Raw genomic sequence first — 14,718 nt, 5'->3', positions numbered from 1 at the left:
TGGGTGTATGACGGCTCGGGGGCGGTGGTGGAGGTGCCCTCGCTGGGTCCCAGCCAGTGCGGCGAGGTGTTGGACTCCCAGGGCCATGCGAGCGCGGGCCTGAAGGTGAAGCCGTGCGACCTCGGCCGGCTTCAGCGCTTCGACACGCTGGAGCAGGACGGGCTCGTGTTCGTCTTCATGGGCGGGGACTCGTCACGGGCCCGCCGCCCCGCCTTCCGGGTGCCGTACTGGGGTCAGCCCGAGTGGACCGTCTATTTCATGGTGACGCGCTTCCCCAACGGGGTGACGAACCTCGTGGAGAACTTCATGGACGTGCCGCACACCGTCTTCGTGCACAAGGGGTGGTTTCGCAACCCCGCGCGCAAGCGGGTGCCGGCCACCGTGAAGCGCTCCGAGGGCAGCGTGCTCGTCACCTACAAGCAGGAGCAGGACACCGTCTCGGGGCTCGGCCGCATCTTCAACCCGAGCGGCCTGCCCATGGTCCACACGGACCACTACTTCGTCCCCAACATCACCCGCGTGGACTACATGTGGGGGGACCGCAGCGGCTTCGCCATCAACTCCCAGGTGACGCCCATCGGCCCCACCGAGAGCCTCGTCTACACCGCCATCAGCTACCGGCTTCCGTATGACCTGCCACGGGCCCTGGTGGCGCGCACGCTCCGGCCCCTGGTGCACTGGTACACGAAGCAGGTCATCCTCCAGGACGTGGACATCATGGGGGTGCAGCGCGAGGGCCTGCTCAACGGCCCCGGCGGTGGCGTCTTCACCGGCACCGAGGCGGATCTGCTCCACGCCGACATCGAGGCCTACCGCCGTTGGCTGCGCGAGGGCGGACAGGGCCCCGGCCCCACGGACGAGGAGCGCGACATCGTCTTCTGGATTTGAGCCGGAGGCCCTACTCCGCCAGCCTCTGGCCGGTGAGGCCGAGGTACACGACGGCGACCACGACCAGCAGCGCGAAGGCACCCACGAGGCTCACCAAGGGCCAGAGGAGGTTGGCCCGGGCTCCTCCCGCCTTCTTGTGTTCGTCGTACACGCCGGCCAGGGCTTGAGCGGCCACCCGGGTGCCGATGATGTTGGTGATGATCCCACCCCCCGCCTTGAACTCGAAGACCACCACGAGCGTGCTCCAGGCCACCCCGAATGCGGTGATGATGAGCGAGTTGCGCATCCGGGTCTTGTCCCCCAGCCGCTTCCAGTTGATGGCGGAGAGGATGCCCGCGAGGGTGAAGTTGAGGACGATGCCCAGCACGTACACGTACCAGGTGGGGTAGAGCCGGAGCTCCTTGCGGAGCAGGGGCGCGCAGCTCTCGCACACCTGTCGCACGCCGATCTGCTGGGGCTCTCCCTGGATGAAGGTGCCGCAGCGCTCACACGGGACGCCGGACGCCTCGGACGGAGCGGGCAGGGGGAGGCCATCGGACGAGGTCGGGAGCGGGGCGGGCTCGGACATGGCCTCAGTCTATACTGCCCCCGCCCGTGAACGAGTCCAGCCTCGCGTCCTCCTCCTCCGCGCCGTCAACGACCGCCATTGATCCCGGTGTGCGGCAGCGGGTGCTCTCCATCTTCGGCGGCTCGGTGGGCAACCTCATCGAGTGGTACGACTTCTACATCTACTCGGCCTTCTCGCTGTACTTCGCGAAGTCGTTCTTCCCGAGCGACAACCCCCTCGTCGAGCAGCTCAACTCGGCCGGGGTCTTCGCGCTCGGCTTCCTCATCCGCCCCGTCGGCGGCTGGGTCATGGGCCTCTACGCGGACCTGAATGGGCGCCGGGCCGCGCTCTCCCTGTCCGTCTCGCTCATGTGCCTGGGCTCGCTCATCATCGCCGTCTGCCCCACCTATGAGCGCATTGGCGTGCTGGCGCCCATCGTCCTCATCCTCGCCCGGCTCCTCCAGGGGCTCTCGCTCGGCGGCGAATACGGCACCAGCGCCACCTACCTCAGCGAGGTCGCCACCTCCCGCCACCGCGGCTTCTACAGCTCCTTCCAGTACGTCACCCTCATCATGGGCCAGCTCCTCGCCACGCTGACGTTGCTGCTGCTGCAGCGGCTGGTGCTGACGGGGCCCCAGCTCGAGGCCTGGGGCTGGCGCATCCCCTTCCTGTGCGGGGCCGCGCTGGCCGTCTTCGGCTTCTACATGCGCCGCAACATGGTGGAGACGGAGGCCTTCCAGGCCGAGGCCGCCCGGAAGACGGAGCACCGGCCCATGCGCGAGCTGCTGCGCCACCCCAAGGAGATCGCCCTCGTCGTCGGGCTCACCATGGGTGGCACGCTCGCCTTCTACACGTACACCGTCTACATGCAGAAGTTCCTGGTCAACTCGGTGGGCCTCTCCCGGGACCAGGCCACGCTCATCTCCGTCGCGTCCCTGTTCGTCTACATGCTGCTGCAGCCGGTGTTCGGGCTGCTCTCCGACAAGGTCGGCCGCAGGCCCGTGCTGATGGGCTTCGGCGTGCTGGGGACGCTGTGCACCGTGCCCCTCCTCACCGCCCTGACGCGCACCCGAGACGCCTTCACCGCCTTCCTGCTGGTCATGGCGGCGCTCGTCATCGTCTCGGGCTACACCTCCATCAACGCCGTGGTGAAGGCCGAGCTCTTCCCGGCCAGCATCCGCGCCCTGGGCGTGGGCCTGCCCTACGCGCTGACGGTGTCCATCTTCGGCGGCACCGCCGAGTACGTGGGCACCTGGCTCAAGCTGGCCGGCCACGAGTCCTGGTTCTTCTGGTACGTGACCGGCTGCATCCTGTGCTCGCTGCTCGTCTACGTCTTCATGCGCGACACGCGGCGGCACAGTCGCTTCGACTGACGCCGCTCGCTCCGCTGCTCTGCATGCAGCCCTGCTGAGGAACTTCAGGGAGCCTGTAGCATCCGTGTTGAAGGACACACCTCCGGACTGTCGCGCGGTCCACAGAGAGCCCCTGTGCGGGTGCCGTGCGCGAGGAGGTGGTGCAAATCAAGGTTCTCATGCTTCCCCCCGGTCTCCAGTACGAAGAGAAGCGCCTGCAGGCCCTGCGGCGCCACGACATCCTCGATACGCCTCCCGAGTCCGAGTACGACGACATCGTCCAGCTCGCCGCGCGCCTGTGCGAGGTGCCCATGGCGCTCGTGAGCCTCGTGGACCGGGAGCGGCAGTGGTTCAAGGCCAACGTGGGGCTGCCCGGGGTGAGCGAGACGGAGCGCTGCATCTCCTTCTGCACCTTCGCCATCGAGCAGGAGCAGATCCTCGTCGTGGAGGACGCCACCCAGGACGTGCGCTTCGCCACCAGCCCGCTCGTCACGAGCGCGCCCTTCATCCGCTTCTACGCCGGGGTGCCCATCCAGTCGGAGGACGGCTTCCACCTGGGCACCCTGTGCGTCATCGACAGCAAGCCCCGCACGCTGACCGAGGCGCAGCGCCAGGGTCTGCTCGCGCTCAAGCGCCAGGTGGAGCTGCACCTGCGGCTGCGGATCCAGGTGCGGCAGGCGCAGGCGCGCAACCGCCAGCTCCTGGAGAGCTCCAGCGACGCCGTCTTCGTGCTCGACGAGGCGGGGCGGGTGGTCGAGGTCAATCCGGTGGCCGGACGGCTGTTGGGTCTCAGCCCGCCCCAGCTGATCGAGGCCTCCTTCGTGTCACTCGCTCCGGAGGGCGAGCGCGAGTCCCTGGGCCGGGCGCTCCAGGATCTGCTCGTGCGCGGCTCGGTGCGGCTGGAGAACCAGGGCCTGCTGTCCGCCAGGGGCGAGCGCGTCGCGTTGGACCTGTCCGCCTCGTTGCAGGAGGTGGGCAGCGCGCGGCGCCTGCTCGTGGTGGGGCATGACCTCACCGAGAAGCGGCGGCTGGAGCAGCAGAGCATCCAGAACGACAGGCTCGCCTCGGTGGGCGCGCTCGCGGCGGGCATCGCCCACGAAATCAACAACCCCGTCGCCTACGTGCTCTCCAACTTGAGCTACCTGGAGCGCTGGCGAGATGACCTGGAGCGCCAGCTGGCGGCGACGCCCGGCTTCCCCGCGCACGTCGCGGACCTGCTCGTCGAGGCCAAGGAGGTCGTCTCCGAGTCGCTCGATGGGTGCAAGCGCATCCGCGACATCGTGCGCGACATGCGCTTCTTCTCGCACGCGCCGGACGAGTCGCTCGCGCCCGTGGACATCAACGCCAGCCTCGACTTCGTGCTGCGCATGGCCCAGAGCGAGCTCAAGCGCACCGCCCGGTTGGAGAAGGACTATGACCTGGCCCTGCCCCCGGTGTTCTCCACCGAGAGCCGGCTCAGCCAGGTGTTCCTCAACCTCGTCATCAACGCGCTCCAGGCCATGCCGTCCGGGGGCCCCCAGCGCCACACCCTGCGCGTGCGCACCGCGCGCGAGGGCGAGCACGTGCGCGTCGACGTCTCCGACACCGGCCACGGGATTCCTCCCGAGGTGCTGCCGCGCATCTTCGACCCGTTCTTCACCACCAAGCCGGCGGGCTCGGGCACGGGGCTCGGCCTGTCCATCAGCCACTCGCTCATCCAGAAGATGGGCGGGGAGATGCGGGTGCGCAGCGAGCCCGGCAACGGCACCACCTTCACCCTGCTGCTGCCCCTGGGCGAGCGCGTCGTCGACCCGAGGACCGTGCTGGCCTCGTGAGCGGGGCTACTTCCCGGGCGTCGTCGAGGACGTGGGCGCGAGCTCTCCGCGCAGGATGGAGACCACCAGGGCCCGCGTCTCCTCGTAGGAGGGCTCGCCCTCGTAGAGGCCATACGTCTCGTGGGAGTGGTCCGCGGAGTAGGCGTCGAGGTGGAACACCCGCGGCCCGTTGGGGTTCTTGTCTCGCGCGAACGCGTTGGTGAAGGCGTAGGAGCCCAGGGAGATGACCACCGTCGGCTGCTGGGTGCCCGGCGTGAACACCTGGAACTCGTAGCGCCTGGCCCACTCGCCCTCCAGCTCGAAATTCTCCACCACCATCACCTCGCGGCCCGCCTCCTGGAACTGCTCGCGCACGTAGTGGTCCCGGTCCACCTTGCCGGCCTGCCGTAGCAGCAGCAGCGCCTCGCGTTCGGCGTCCCGCTTCTCCTTGTCGCCGAGCGCCTGGTGGAGCTGCACCAGCTTCGCCCGCGTCCTCCAGTCCCGAGGCTCCAGGTCGGCCGCCTTCTGGAAGCACTCCAGCGCCGGGCCGTGCTGGCCGAGCACCTGGTGCAGCTGCCCCGCGTTGTAGTGCGCCATCGCGAAGTCCGGCTCGGACTCGCGCGCCCGCTCGTAGGCGTCCAGCGCCTCCCGCGTCCGGCCCTGGTCCGTGTGCAGCAGCCCGAGGAAGAAGAGCGCCTGCGCGTTGCGCGGCTCCAGCGCCAGCGCCTTGTCGATGGCCCCTCGCGCCTCCTCCGCCCTGTCGAGCTGGAGGTACAGCATGCCCAGCAGTTGCCAGGTGGGGCCGTGGCGCGGGTCCAGCTCGGCGGCCCGGGTGGCCTCGGGGAGCGCCGCCTCGGCCTTGCCCTTCGCGCCGAGGTAGAAGGCCCGGATGTAGTGGGGCCACGCCTGCTCCGGCGCGAGCGCGAGGGCCCGCTCGGAGGCCGCGAGCGCCTGCTCCTCCCGGCGAAGGGCGAAGGCCGTCCGCGCCAGCAGCACGTGCAGCCGCGCCTCCTGGGGGCGCTTCTCGAGGCGTGCGTGCAGCTCGCGCGCGAGCGTCTCCAGGTCCGCCGCCGCGGCCTCGCGGTCCGGTCCCCGCAGCCCCTGGCTGGCCCGCTCCAGGCGGGCCTCGTCGGTGTCCGCCCGGGTCTCGGAAGCGGGGGAGGAGGTGGCGCGGCCCGTGGCGCAGCCGCTGCCGACGAGGAGGCCCGCCACTAGGCCCCCCAGGATTCGCGGTCTTCTCATCGTCATGCCAGTGCCATCTCGAAGCCGGTCCGCCCGGCGGGGAAGTGTTCACGCGCGGAGCTCGCCGGCGTCACCGCGTAGAGGTGGAAGTCCAGCCTCCGCTGGAAGAAACCCTCGAGCGCCGGGCTCAGTGGATCCTGCTCGTCGAGGTACAGCGAGAAGAAGTGGTAGCCCTTGCCGTGGTGGTCCGCGTACACCCGCTCCACCAGGGCGCGCAGGATGGCCGGGTCCTCCCCCGCGATGCTCGTGTTGCACAGGTAGAAGTAGCGGAAGTCGTTGCCCGGCTCCGGCAGTCTCGGCGCGCGCAGCACCGTGGCCATCGCGTCGTAGCCCCACTTCATCCACCGCATCGAGCCCCGGTACGCCATCACCCGGTAGCGCTTCACCGCCGCCGGGTCCCATGCCGAGGTGCACCCCACCAGCTTTCCCCCCTCGAAGGCCAGGTAGCTGCCCTCCACGCTCAGCCCCGGCCAGCGCTCCAGCCGGTGCTGAAGCTCGCCCAGGTCGTACCGGTAGCCGAAGGGGCGCGTCCGGTGGTCCGCGTCCAGCAACGCCGCCATGGCGGGCAGATCCTCCGGCGTGGCGCGCCGTACCTCGAAGCGGCTCCGGCCCGGCTCCCGGCGGCGGGTGAAGTGCACGGAGACCGCGGAGAAGCGGCGCAGCGGCGTGTAGTGCGGCTGATTCACCCGGCGCGCCTTGCGCTTCACCAGCGCCTGGAGCGCCGCCGCGTTCGTCGCCATCACCGCCGTGAGGAATGCCTCCACCCCCAGCCGCTCCGCCGTCTCCTCCAGCACCGGTCCGTAGAAGCGCGCCAGCCCCCGGCTGCGCCTCGCCGAGAAGCGCGTGCGCAGGTCCCCGAGGTAGCCCACCCGGCACGGGCGCCCCTCCAGCCAGCCGTCCCGCACCAGCACGGCGCCCATTCCGTCCAGCCCGTCCTCCACCTCGTGCACCCACAGCTCGGTGTCGCCTCGCTGCATCTCGTAGAGGCGGAAGAAGTCCGGCGCGCGCTGCGTGGCCAGCACCAGCTCGCCCTGCATCGGCACCGCGCCGAAGAGGTCCAGCAGGTGGGGATTGTCTTCCCGCGTCGCGCGTCTCAGGAGGCTCATGGGCTCGCTCCAGAGTACGCGACGAGGGGGCCTCTCGTGGGGCTCGCCTGGTGGCCGGGGGGGCTACTTCAGCAGGCCGTCTCGGGTGGCCGTGTTGCGTGCGTCCTGTACCACTGCCTGGATGCGGCCCGAGTCCGGGAAGAGCTTCTCGGCCAGCTCCCCCAGGCCCAGCGCCTTCTCCAGCGACTCCTTCGTCCGCTCGTGCACCCAGGCGCGCAGCAGCCCCGCCCACGCGTCCTCCAGCGTCTCCAGCGCCCGCGCCGCTCCCTCCTCGTACAGCGGCGTGGCTTTCTCGGACGCGTGACGGATGGTGTCCAGGAAGTACCCCAGCTCCACCACCGCCGGCCCGCTCCGTTCCGAGCCCACCACCGCCTGCTCCAACAGCCGCTGCACCTCCGCGAACGTCTCCTGCCCATCCCGACCCGGCTCGTCCGCCACCTGCAACTGTCTCGCGAGCTCCAGCAGGTTGGGCGTGTACGTGGGACAGTCCGCCGCCAGCTCCCGGTGCAGCCGCAGCCGCTCCGCCGTTCCCGGTGCGCCCGCACGCCGTGCTTCCCGGAGTCGCTCCGCCAGCTCTTCCACTCCTGGATGCGAAGCCGTCTTCGTCACTTCACCTTCTCCATCAACCGCTCCTGCTGCTCGATGAGCTTCTCGGCCAGCTTCAGCTGCGACTGCGTGGCCAGGGTGAAGTCCCTCCGCTCCAGCAACTGCTTGATCTGGAAGAGCGTGAAGTCACGCAGCTGCGACGGGAAGTCCGCCACCCGCTGGAGCGTCGCCGGCACCTGTCCCAGCCGCGTGTTGAGCAGCGTGATGCGCTCCAGCATCCGCGCCGCCTGCGTCTGCGACAGCAGCCCCGCCGCCGCCGACTCGGCGATCAGCACCTCCGCCTGCGCGAACTCCCCCTGGGCGATGAGCGCCCAGATGCGCGCGGAGACCGTGCCTCCCTTGCTGCGCGTGCCCTCCTCGACGTCCTCCGACCCGCACGCCCCCTCGTCTCCCCGCGCGCACTCCACCCGTAGCCCCGCCGCGCCATGGCCACAGCCCAGGGCCCACAGCAGCAGCGAACCCCCGAGAAGGGACTTCCAGGTACGCACGGTTCACCCTGATTCAATTCAATTACCGCTAATCCTGATTTAGCCACGGATGCAGGTCAGGTGTCAAGTCGTGACCTGACACATGGGATGACCCCACGGGTAATGGAAATGCACCTGCCCTGGGCCGTCACCTCAGAAGGCGTAGCCGATGGAGAAGGAGAGCACCGGCAGGTGCACGTACCGCTCGAAGGTGTCGTCCAGGTAGCCCTCGGCGAAGCGCGCGAAGGCGTTGACGAGCAGCGGCTGGCTCGGCTCGAACGTGGGCTCCACCCGACTGTTGGAGTCCAGGGTGAAGGCCGCTCCGAGTGCCGTGCGTGCCGTCCACCCCGCGCCCAGTCCCCAGCGCCAGCCCAGCTCCACGTCCAGCATGTGCAGCACCGAGCGCACCCGGTACTCACGGTTCAGCACGTCCTCGCCCACCGGCGGGTCGATGCCGGTGAGCGCCGCCAGCACGTCCTCCGGGTTCGTCTCGCCGCCGAGCGCCACCAATCCGTAACCGCCCTCCACGTACAGGCCCGCGCCGGGGAAGGGGCGCCAGCCCACGTGCGTGCGCCACACCAGCGAGTCCTTGAGTGACTCCTTGATGAGGTTGGCCCGCTCGCGGTCGTACGCATCCAGCGCCACCGCCACGTCGTTCACTGCCTGGAGGTACATCCCTGGCAGGTAGCCCAGCGACGTCGACAGGCGCAGCCGCCACGGGGACTCGACGCCCAGCCGCCCGCCCACCGACAGCGGGAAGTCCGTGTTGGCCTCCACCGTGATGTCCCAGCCATGGCCCTGCTTCGTCTCGGCCGCTCCGGCCTCCGCCCCCGCGAGCAGCCCCGCGAGCAGCAGCGCGCCCACTCCCACACGTGCCTTCATGTGTCCCCTCCGCTCCCGGGCGGCTCCACGCGTGGACGCGGGGCCCCGCTGCCGGGCACGGTGGGGACTCGGGCGGGGCTCCGCTACCGTACCAGAGGATGGGTTGTTGGCTCGGAGGGGGAGCGGACGGGCAGGGGGGCTCGAGGCGTCCGCGGAGACGAAGTCAGAAGGGCCTCGAATCAGGCCCCAGCGGCGGGGCGTGGAAAGAGGGGGGCTGCTCGCTCTTCAGCCAGGAATCTTTGTACCATGTCTGTATCCAGCATCGGCGAAGCCGAGCTGCGCCCCTTGTTGCTGAGGGGAGGCTCCCAGGGGGGAGGACCACCATGAAGTCTCTCGCATACGCTCCAGCGTCCCGCGTTCTGATCGTGGACGACACGCCATCGGTCCATCAGGACTTTCGCCGGCTCCTCTCCAGCTCCCAGGTCGATACGGCGCTCGATGAGTTGGGAGCCTCCGTCTTCGGCACGCAGCCGCCCCGTCCCAAGGGGCACCACTTCGAGGTGGACTCCGCCTTCCAGGGCGAAGAGGGCTTGCGGCGCGTGAGCTCCGCGCTCAAGGACGGGCAGCCCTACGCCGTGGCCTTCGTCGACATCCGCATGCCGCCCGGAATGGACGGAGTGGAGACCACCGAGCGCCTCTGGCGGGAGGATCCGGATCTCCAGGTCGTCCTCTGCTCGGCGCATTCGGACTACTCCTGGGAGGCGGTGGTGCAACGGTTGGGCATCAGCCAGCGGCTGCTCATCCTCCACAAGCCCTTCAACAGCCTCGAGGTGCGCCAGATGGCCCACGCGCTCGCCGAGAAGTGGGAGCTGCTGCGCCGGGAGCGCAGGCGGGTGGAGGAGCTGGAGCAGGCCAACGCCCGGCTGCGGCAGGAGACGGAGGAGCGCATGCGGCTGGAGGTCCAGCTCGCCCAGGCCCAGCGGCTGGAGGCCTTGGGGAGGCTCGCCGCTGGACTGGCGCATGAGGTGAACAACCCCCTCAGCTTCGTCCTCGGCAATCTCAACCATGTCAGCCGGGAGCTGGGGGGGCTGGCCGCTGGGCGGCCCGTGGAGGACGTGGAGGAGCTCCAGGATGCCTGCCACGATGCACTTCGGGGCTGCGAGCGCATCAAGCGGCTGGTGCAGGACGTGCGGAGTTTCGCCCGCGTCAGCAGCCACCCCACCACGCCGGTGAACGTGGACGTGAGCGAGGTGATGCAGGAGGCCCTCGCCATGGCCAGCATCACCAAGGTGCCGGGACTCCGGGTGGTGAAGGAGCTGCAACCGGTGCCGCCCGCCGTGGCCGATGAGCACGGCCTGGGTCAGGTCTTCCTCAACCTGCTCATCAACGCCGCCCAGGCGCTCAAGGGGAAGGTGGAGACCGCCGAGGCCGTCATCCGCGTGGCCCTGGGCGTCCATTCCGACGGCCGGGTGAAGGTGGAGGTCCAGGACAACGGCCCCGGCATCGCCCCCCAGCACCTGGGCCGTATCTTCGAGCCCTTCTTCACCACCAAGCCGGTGGGAGAGGGCACGGGGCTGGGCCTGTCCATCTGCCACGGCATCATCACGGGGTTCGGCGGCGAGCTCACCGTCGAGAGCCAGCAGAGCCAGGGCACCACCTTCCGCGTCCTGCTTCCGACGGCGTCCTCCCGCTCTTGACCGCGGTCCGCGACCTGGGTGCTCCCTGGCTGGGTCCAGCGAGCACTATTGCTAGGCGCTCTCCACATGGGCCTTCAGCGCCTGGCCCATCAGCGTTCGCCAGCCCTCGCGCAGTCTCGGCACCGTGTTCTCGTCCACCCGGCCGAACACCGCCTCCTCCACCTTCACCACCGTGGACCCGCCCTGCTCCCGCAGCGTCACGCGCGCCGTCGTCGTCGCCGGCCCGCCAAACGCCGGTGTCAGGAACCCCGCCAGCTCCAGCAACCCCGGCGCCTCCACCACCAGCACCGTGTACCAGAGCGCTCCCCCGTCGTTGCCCCAGTCCTCGTACACCCGGCCCCCGGGGCGCGCCTCGATGATGAAGCCCTTGGGCGTCTGGCCCACGTAGAAGTCCCGAGGCCACCACTGGCCCGGCTCCTCCACCAGCGCCTTCCACACCCGCTCCCGCGGCGCGCCCAGCGTCACCTCCACCTCCGCTCGCGCCACGCCCACTGCGTTTCCCGCCTGCATCATCGTGACTCCTCCTCAAGTGCTTCCGTTCGCCGCTGGGTGGCGCGGCAGCCGCACCGTGAACGTGGTGCCCCGTGTCTCGTCCGACTCCACGTCGATGAGGCCCCCATGCGCCCGGACGATGTGATCCACGATGAACAGCCCCAGTCCCATGCTCCTGCCGTAGCTGCTCGCCTCGTGCTCCCCTCGCTTCAGCGGCGCGAAGATGCGCGGCAGCAGCTCGGACGGAATGGGGTTGCCCAGGTTCTGCACCTCCAGGCTGACCGTCTGCTCCCGGCCCCACGTCCTCACCCTCACCGGGGTCCCCTCGGAGCTGTACTTCAGCGCGTTCGTCACCAGGTTGATGAGCACCTGCGCCATCCGGTCCGAGTCGAACTCCGCGGACCCCTCCCCCTGGCTCACCACCTCCACCACCCGCTCCGGGTGGGCGAGCCGCAGCTCCTCCACCACCTGCCGCGTCAGCTCGTGCAGGTCCAGCCATCGGCGCTCCACCCTCAAGCCACCGCCCAGCCGCGCCTGGGTGAAGTCGAGGGTCGTGTCGATCATCCGGTTGGTGCGCTCGGCCGCCGCGAGGATGCGCGTGAGCGTCTGGCGCAGGCGCTCGTCCGTTTCCTTGCGGCGCAGCTCCCGGCCCGCCGCGAGCATGATGACGCTGATGGGGTTGCGCAGGTCATGCCCCACGATGCCCGCCAGGTACTGCTCGAAGTCCGCCCGCCGTTGCGTCTCCTGCTCCTGGCGCTTGAGCTCGGAGATGTCTTGGGAGACGGCGGCCAGCATCCCGGGCACCCCCTCCTCGCTGGGCAGGAGGAAGACGTCGTGCTGCACGGGGATGAGCGCGCCCGTGCGCAGGTGGCGCAGGCGGAACTCGCCCCGCCACCGCCCCTCGCGCTGGAGGACGGGCAGGATGTGGTTCTCTCGAAACTCCGCGTCCTCCGGGGAGAGCAGGTCGGTGTTGCGCAGGTGCGAGATGTCCTCCGTCTCCGTCAGTCCCACCAGCCGTCGGCCCGCCTCGTTGAGGTAGCGCATCCACCCGTCCAGCGTGGAGAAACCGATGAAGGACGCGGCCCGCGCCACCACGGAGGCCATCCGCTGGTACTCCACCTGGAGCCTCTGCTGCTGCGTGGTCCGCTCCTGGAGCCCGCGCCGTAGGTCCTCCCGCTCCAGGGTGTTGTTCACGATCCGCGAGAGGCTCTCCTGGGTGACGCTCGCCTTGACGAGGTAGTCGGACGCGCCGCTCTTGAGCACCTGCACCGCGAGCTCCTCGCTCCCCCGCCCCGTCAGCATCACCACCGGAGGGTGTACCCGGCCCTGCTCGACCTGGAGGCGCCGTAGGAACTCCAGCCCGTCCATCCCGGGCAATTGGTAGTCGAGCAGGATGCAGTCCACCTCGTGCGTGCGGTACAGCTCCAACGCCTGCTCGGCGTTCTGCGCCTCCAGAAAGAAGTACCGGCACTTCCCGTCCTCGCTCAAGGCGCTCCGGTACGTCTCCCGCGCCTCGGGGTCGTCCTCCACCAGCAGGAGCGTGCGGGGTGGCGGAGGGCTCATCGCCCGCCCGACCTCGGGGGCCTCGGTCTTCATGCCTCGCCCCCTGGCGCGTCCTCCCCGGGGGGCAGGCACGGCAGCCCGACGAGGAAGGTGGCCCCCTGGCCCGGCTCGCGCTCCACGTGGACGAGCAGCACGCTGGCGCTCAGCTCATTCGCTGCTTGCATGACTCCTCCGGGGGGGGTGGACGCCGCCATATCAACAAATGGGGGAGCGACCGTCAGGAGATGTAACCACTTCTGCCGGGCCTACAGCGCGGGGAGAAGTGTCCATCAGGACAACCCTGATGGGGGCTCCGCATGTGCAGGCGAGCGGACGTCCACTCCCAGGTCCGGTGTGTCATTGTTTGGAGCACACACCACCCGGCTCAATGCAGGCCGGTGGCGGAAGGGGGAGTGGGCTGGAGCTCGGGCCCGGCCAGCGGCAGCACGACGCGGAAGGTGGCGCCCTTGCCGGGGGTGCTCTCCACGTCCACCGCGCCGCCCAGGGCCTCCACGAGCTGGCGGACGATGTAGAGCCCCAGTCCGAAACCGCCGTACTTCCGCACCGACACCGCCCGCTCGAACTCGCCGAAGATGCGCTCCAGGTTCTCCGGGGCGATGCCGATGCCGTGGTCCGTCACCTCCAGCAGCGCCAGCAACCCGCTGGAGCGCACGGACACCTCAACGGGCGTAGCCGAGCCGTACTTGAGCGCGTTGGACACCAGGTTCGTCACCACCTGCTCCAGGCGCGCCCGGTCCCACCGGCCCACCACCGCGTCCGCGCCCCTCAGCTCCAGGCGTGTCCCCGTGCGCCGGGCCTCGTCCTGGAAGCGGTCCATCACCTACCCGAGCCCAGCAGCACCGGCAGGCCGCTCTCGTTCTTGCGCAGCAGCTCGCCCTCGAAGGAATGGTAGGTGCCGTCCTCGCGCAGGCGCCGCAGGGCCCCCTCGCTCGTGGCGCGCCAGGCGGCTGGCGGCAACCGCGCCCAGGTGAGGCGCCCCTCGCCCAGGTCCTGCCGCGTGTACCCCAGCATCCGCGGCAGGGTGGGGTTGGCATCCAGCAGCCGGCCCTGGGCATCGCTCACGAAGAGCCCCAGCAGGTCCGCGTTCCACGGCGTGAGCAGGGCGGTGTCGCGCGTGTGCTCCGTCCGCTCGTTGCGCAGCCGCTCGAGGAACCTCCCGAGCTGATGGCCGAGCGCGCTGGCCAGGGCCTCTTCCTCCTCGCGCTCCGCCAGGGGCTCGTTCCGGAAGAGTTCCAGTACGCCCTGGAGCCGGCCCCCGCTCGGCACCGGGACGAAGATGGCTCCATGCGGGGCGGGCGGGTTCCACCGGGGGGGGCCGGCGTCCCAGCCGCCTCGGGACTGCCAGAAAAAGATAAGGACGGCGCGCGCGGCGGACGGAACCGGCTGTTCTTTTGTATAAGGGCGCCGGCAGAGGCAGCGCTCGCTGCCCTGGTCCTCAGAAGCGAAAGGCAGAAGACATGCGAAAGATTCTGGCGGTCGCGTTGATGCTCGCCGTGGTGGGCTGTAACCAGCAGCAGGGCTCCAAGGATGGGGCTGGGGCCAACCCGCAGACGGACGAGCAGAAGACGTTCTATGCGCTTGGCCTGTCCCTGGGTCGGCAGATCCAGGTGTTCGACATGACGCCCGAGGAGCTGGAGTACGTGAAGGCGGGCATCTCGGCGCAGGTGCAGGGCAAGGAGCCGGTGGTGGACATCCAGGCCTTCGGGCCGAAGCTGCCGGAACTGGCGCGCACCCGGGCCACGTCGCGGGCGGAGAAGGAGAAGGTGAAGTCCAAGAGCTTCCTGGAGGAGCAGGCCAAGGCGTCGGGCGCCCAGCGCACCGAGTCCGGCCTCATCTTCACCTCCCTCACGGAGGGCACCGGGCAGTCGCCGGCGGCCACCGACGTGGTGAAGGTGAACTACCGGGGCACGCTGCCGGACGGCAAGGAGTTCGACAGCTCGTACAAGCGCAATGAGCCGGCCCAGTTCCCGCTCAACGGCGTCATCAAGTGCTGGACCGAGGGTCTCCAGAAGATGAAGGTGGGCGGCAAGGCCAAGCTGGTGTGCCCCTCCGACATCGCCTACGGCGACCGCGGCGCCCCGCCGAACATCCCCGGTGGCGCGGCGCTGGTGTTCGAGGTGGAGCTGCTCGAGATTGTGAAGCA

16 protein-coding genes are annotated in these 14,718 nt (G+C 69.8%); 5 read left to right on the top strand and 11 right to left on the bottom strand.

All coding sequences use genetic code 11. The annotated features are described in order from the left end of the window. Window positions 1-888: aromatic ring-hydroxylating dioxygenase subunit alpha (locus VF794_RS31855; RefSeq protein ID WP_331116882.1), on the top strand; the 888-nt coding region annotated here is incomplete at its 5' end. Between the two features lie 10 nt (window positions 889-898). Here the strand turns inward: VF794_RS31855 and VF794_RS31850 are convergent. Next, window positions 899-1,456: a hypothetical protein gene (locus VF794_RS31850; RefSeq protein ID WP_331116881.1), complete on the bottom strand. Its 558-nt coding sequence runs from the start codon at window positions 1,454-1,456 to the stop codon at window positions 899-901. A gap of 26 nt (window positions 1,457-1,482) precedes the next feature. Here VF794_RS31850 and VF794_RS31845 point away from each other — a divergent pair, with 26 nt between their 5' ends. Further along, the gene (locus VF794_RS31845) at window positions 1,483-2,808 is read left to right on the top strand and encodes an MFS transporter (protein ID WP_331116880.1); all 1,326 of its coding nucleotides are present in this window, start codon (window positions 1,483-1,485) and stop codon (window positions 2,806-2,808) included. Window positions 2,809-2,966: 158 nt separating this feature from the next. Continuing rightward, window positions 2,967-4,601, top strand: a complete 1,635-nt coding sequence (locus tag VF794_RS31840; RefSeq protein WP_331116879.1) for an ATP-binding protein — start codon at window positions 2,967-2,969, stop codon at window positions 4,599-4,601. 6 nt (window positions 4,602-4,607) lie between these two features. On the opposite strand, the gene VF794_RS31835 is transcribed toward VF794_RS31840, so the two are convergent. The 5 genes from VF794_RS31835 to VF794_RS31815 form a co-directional block, all read right to left on the bottom strand. Then, the gene (locus VF794_RS31835) at window positions 4,608-5,828 is read right to left on the bottom strand and encodes a tetratricopeptide repeat protein (protein WP_331116878.1); all 1,221 of its coding nucleotides are present in this window, start codon (window positions 5,826-5,828) and stop codon (window positions 4,608-4,610) included. Beyond that, entirely contained in the window at window positions 5,825-6,928 is a 1,104-nt protein-coding gene (locus VF794_RS31830; protein ID WP_331116877.1) for a hypothetical protein, read from the bottom strand. Before VF794_RS31830 ends, VF794_RS31835 begins: the two co-directional genes overlap by 4 nt. 63 nt (window positions 6,929-6,991) lie before the next feature. Further along, the gene (locus VF794_RS31825) at window positions 6,992-7,537 is read right to left on the bottom strand and encodes a hypothetical protein (protein WP_331116876.1); all 546 of its coding nucleotides are present in this window, start codon (window positions 7,535-7,537) and stop codon (window positions 6,992-6,994) included. Beyond that, on the bottom strand, window positions 7,534-8,022 hold the full coding sequence (locus VF794_RS31820; RefSeq protein ID WP_331116875.1) for a hypothetical protein: 489 nt from the start codon (window positions 8,020-8,022) through the stop codon (window positions 7,534-7,536). The genes VF794_RS31825 and VF794_RS31820 overlap by 4 nt, the downstream gene beginning before the upstream one ends. A gap of 132 nt (window positions 8,023-8,154) precedes the next feature. Continuing rightward, window positions 8,155-8,883: a hypothetical protein gene (locus tag VF794_RS31815; protein WP_331116874.1), complete on the bottom strand. Its 729-nt coding sequence runs from the start codon at window positions 8,881-8,883 to the stop codon at window positions 8,155-8,157. A gap of 323 nt (window positions 8,884-9,206) precedes the next feature. Between VF794_RS31815 and VF794_RS31810 the strand changes: the two genes are divergently transcribed. Further along, entirely contained in the window at window positions 9,207-10,520 is a 1,314-nt protein-coding gene (locus tag VF794_RS31810; protein WP_331116873.1) for a hybrid sensor histidine kinase/response regulator, read from the top strand. Window positions 10,521-10,571: 51 nt separating this feature from the next. Here the strand turns inward: VF794_RS31810 and VF794_RS31805 are convergent, their stop codons facing one another. From VF794_RS31805 to VF794_RS31785, 5 genes are all read right to left on the bottom strand, one after another. Continuing rightward, window positions 10,572-11,033 carry an SRPBCC domain-containing protein gene (locus tag VF794_RS31805; protein ID WP_331116872.1) on the bottom strand — a complete coding sequence of 154 codons (462 nt, stop codon included), beginning with the start codon at window positions 11,031-11,033 and terminating at the stop codon, window positions 10,572-10,574. Between the two features lie 12 nt (window positions 11,034-11,045). Next, entirely contained in the window at window positions 11,046-12,608 is a 1,563-nt protein-coding gene (locus tag VF794_RS31800; protein WP_331116871.1) for a hybrid sensor histidine kinase/response regulator, read from the bottom strand. Next, a complete protein-coding gene (locus VF794_RS31795) occupies window positions 12,605-12,739 on the bottom strand; it encodes a hypothetical protein (RefSeq protein WP_331116870.1) in 135 nt (44 codons plus the stop codon). The genes VF794_RS31800 and VF794_RS31795 overlap by 4 nt, the downstream gene beginning before the upstream one ends. Before the next feature lie 200 nt (window positions 12,740-12,939). After that, on the bottom strand, window positions 12,940-13,392 hold the full coding sequence (locus VF794_RS31790; RefSeq protein WP_414640993.1) for a sensor histidine kinase: 453 nt from the start codon (window positions 13,390-13,392) through the stop codon (window positions 12,940-12,942). After that, window positions 13,392-13,841, bottom strand: coding sequence for a PAS domain-containing protein (locus VF794_RS31785; protein ID WP_331116869.1), 450 nt, complete (start codon window positions 13,839-13,841; stop codon window positions 13,392-13,394). Before VF794_RS31785 ends, VF794_RS31790 begins: the two co-directional genes overlap by 1 nt. Before the next feature lie 191 nt (window positions 13,842-14,032). Here VF794_RS31785 and VF794_RS31780 point away from each other — a divergent pair. Next, the coding region (locus VF794_RS31780; protein WP_331116868.1) for an FKBP-type peptidyl-prolyl cis-trans isomerase at window positions 14,033-14,718 on the top strand (686 nt) is incomplete at its 3' end.

Origin of the sequence: Archangium sp. (assembly GCF_036389735.1) — a bacterium.
Taxonomy (GTDB): domain Bacteria; phylum Myxococcota; class Myxococcia; order Myxococcales; family Myxococcaceae; genus Archangium.
Note: the sequence above shows the minus strand (reverse complement) of the source record. Positions and strands in the feature narration are given on the sequence as shown.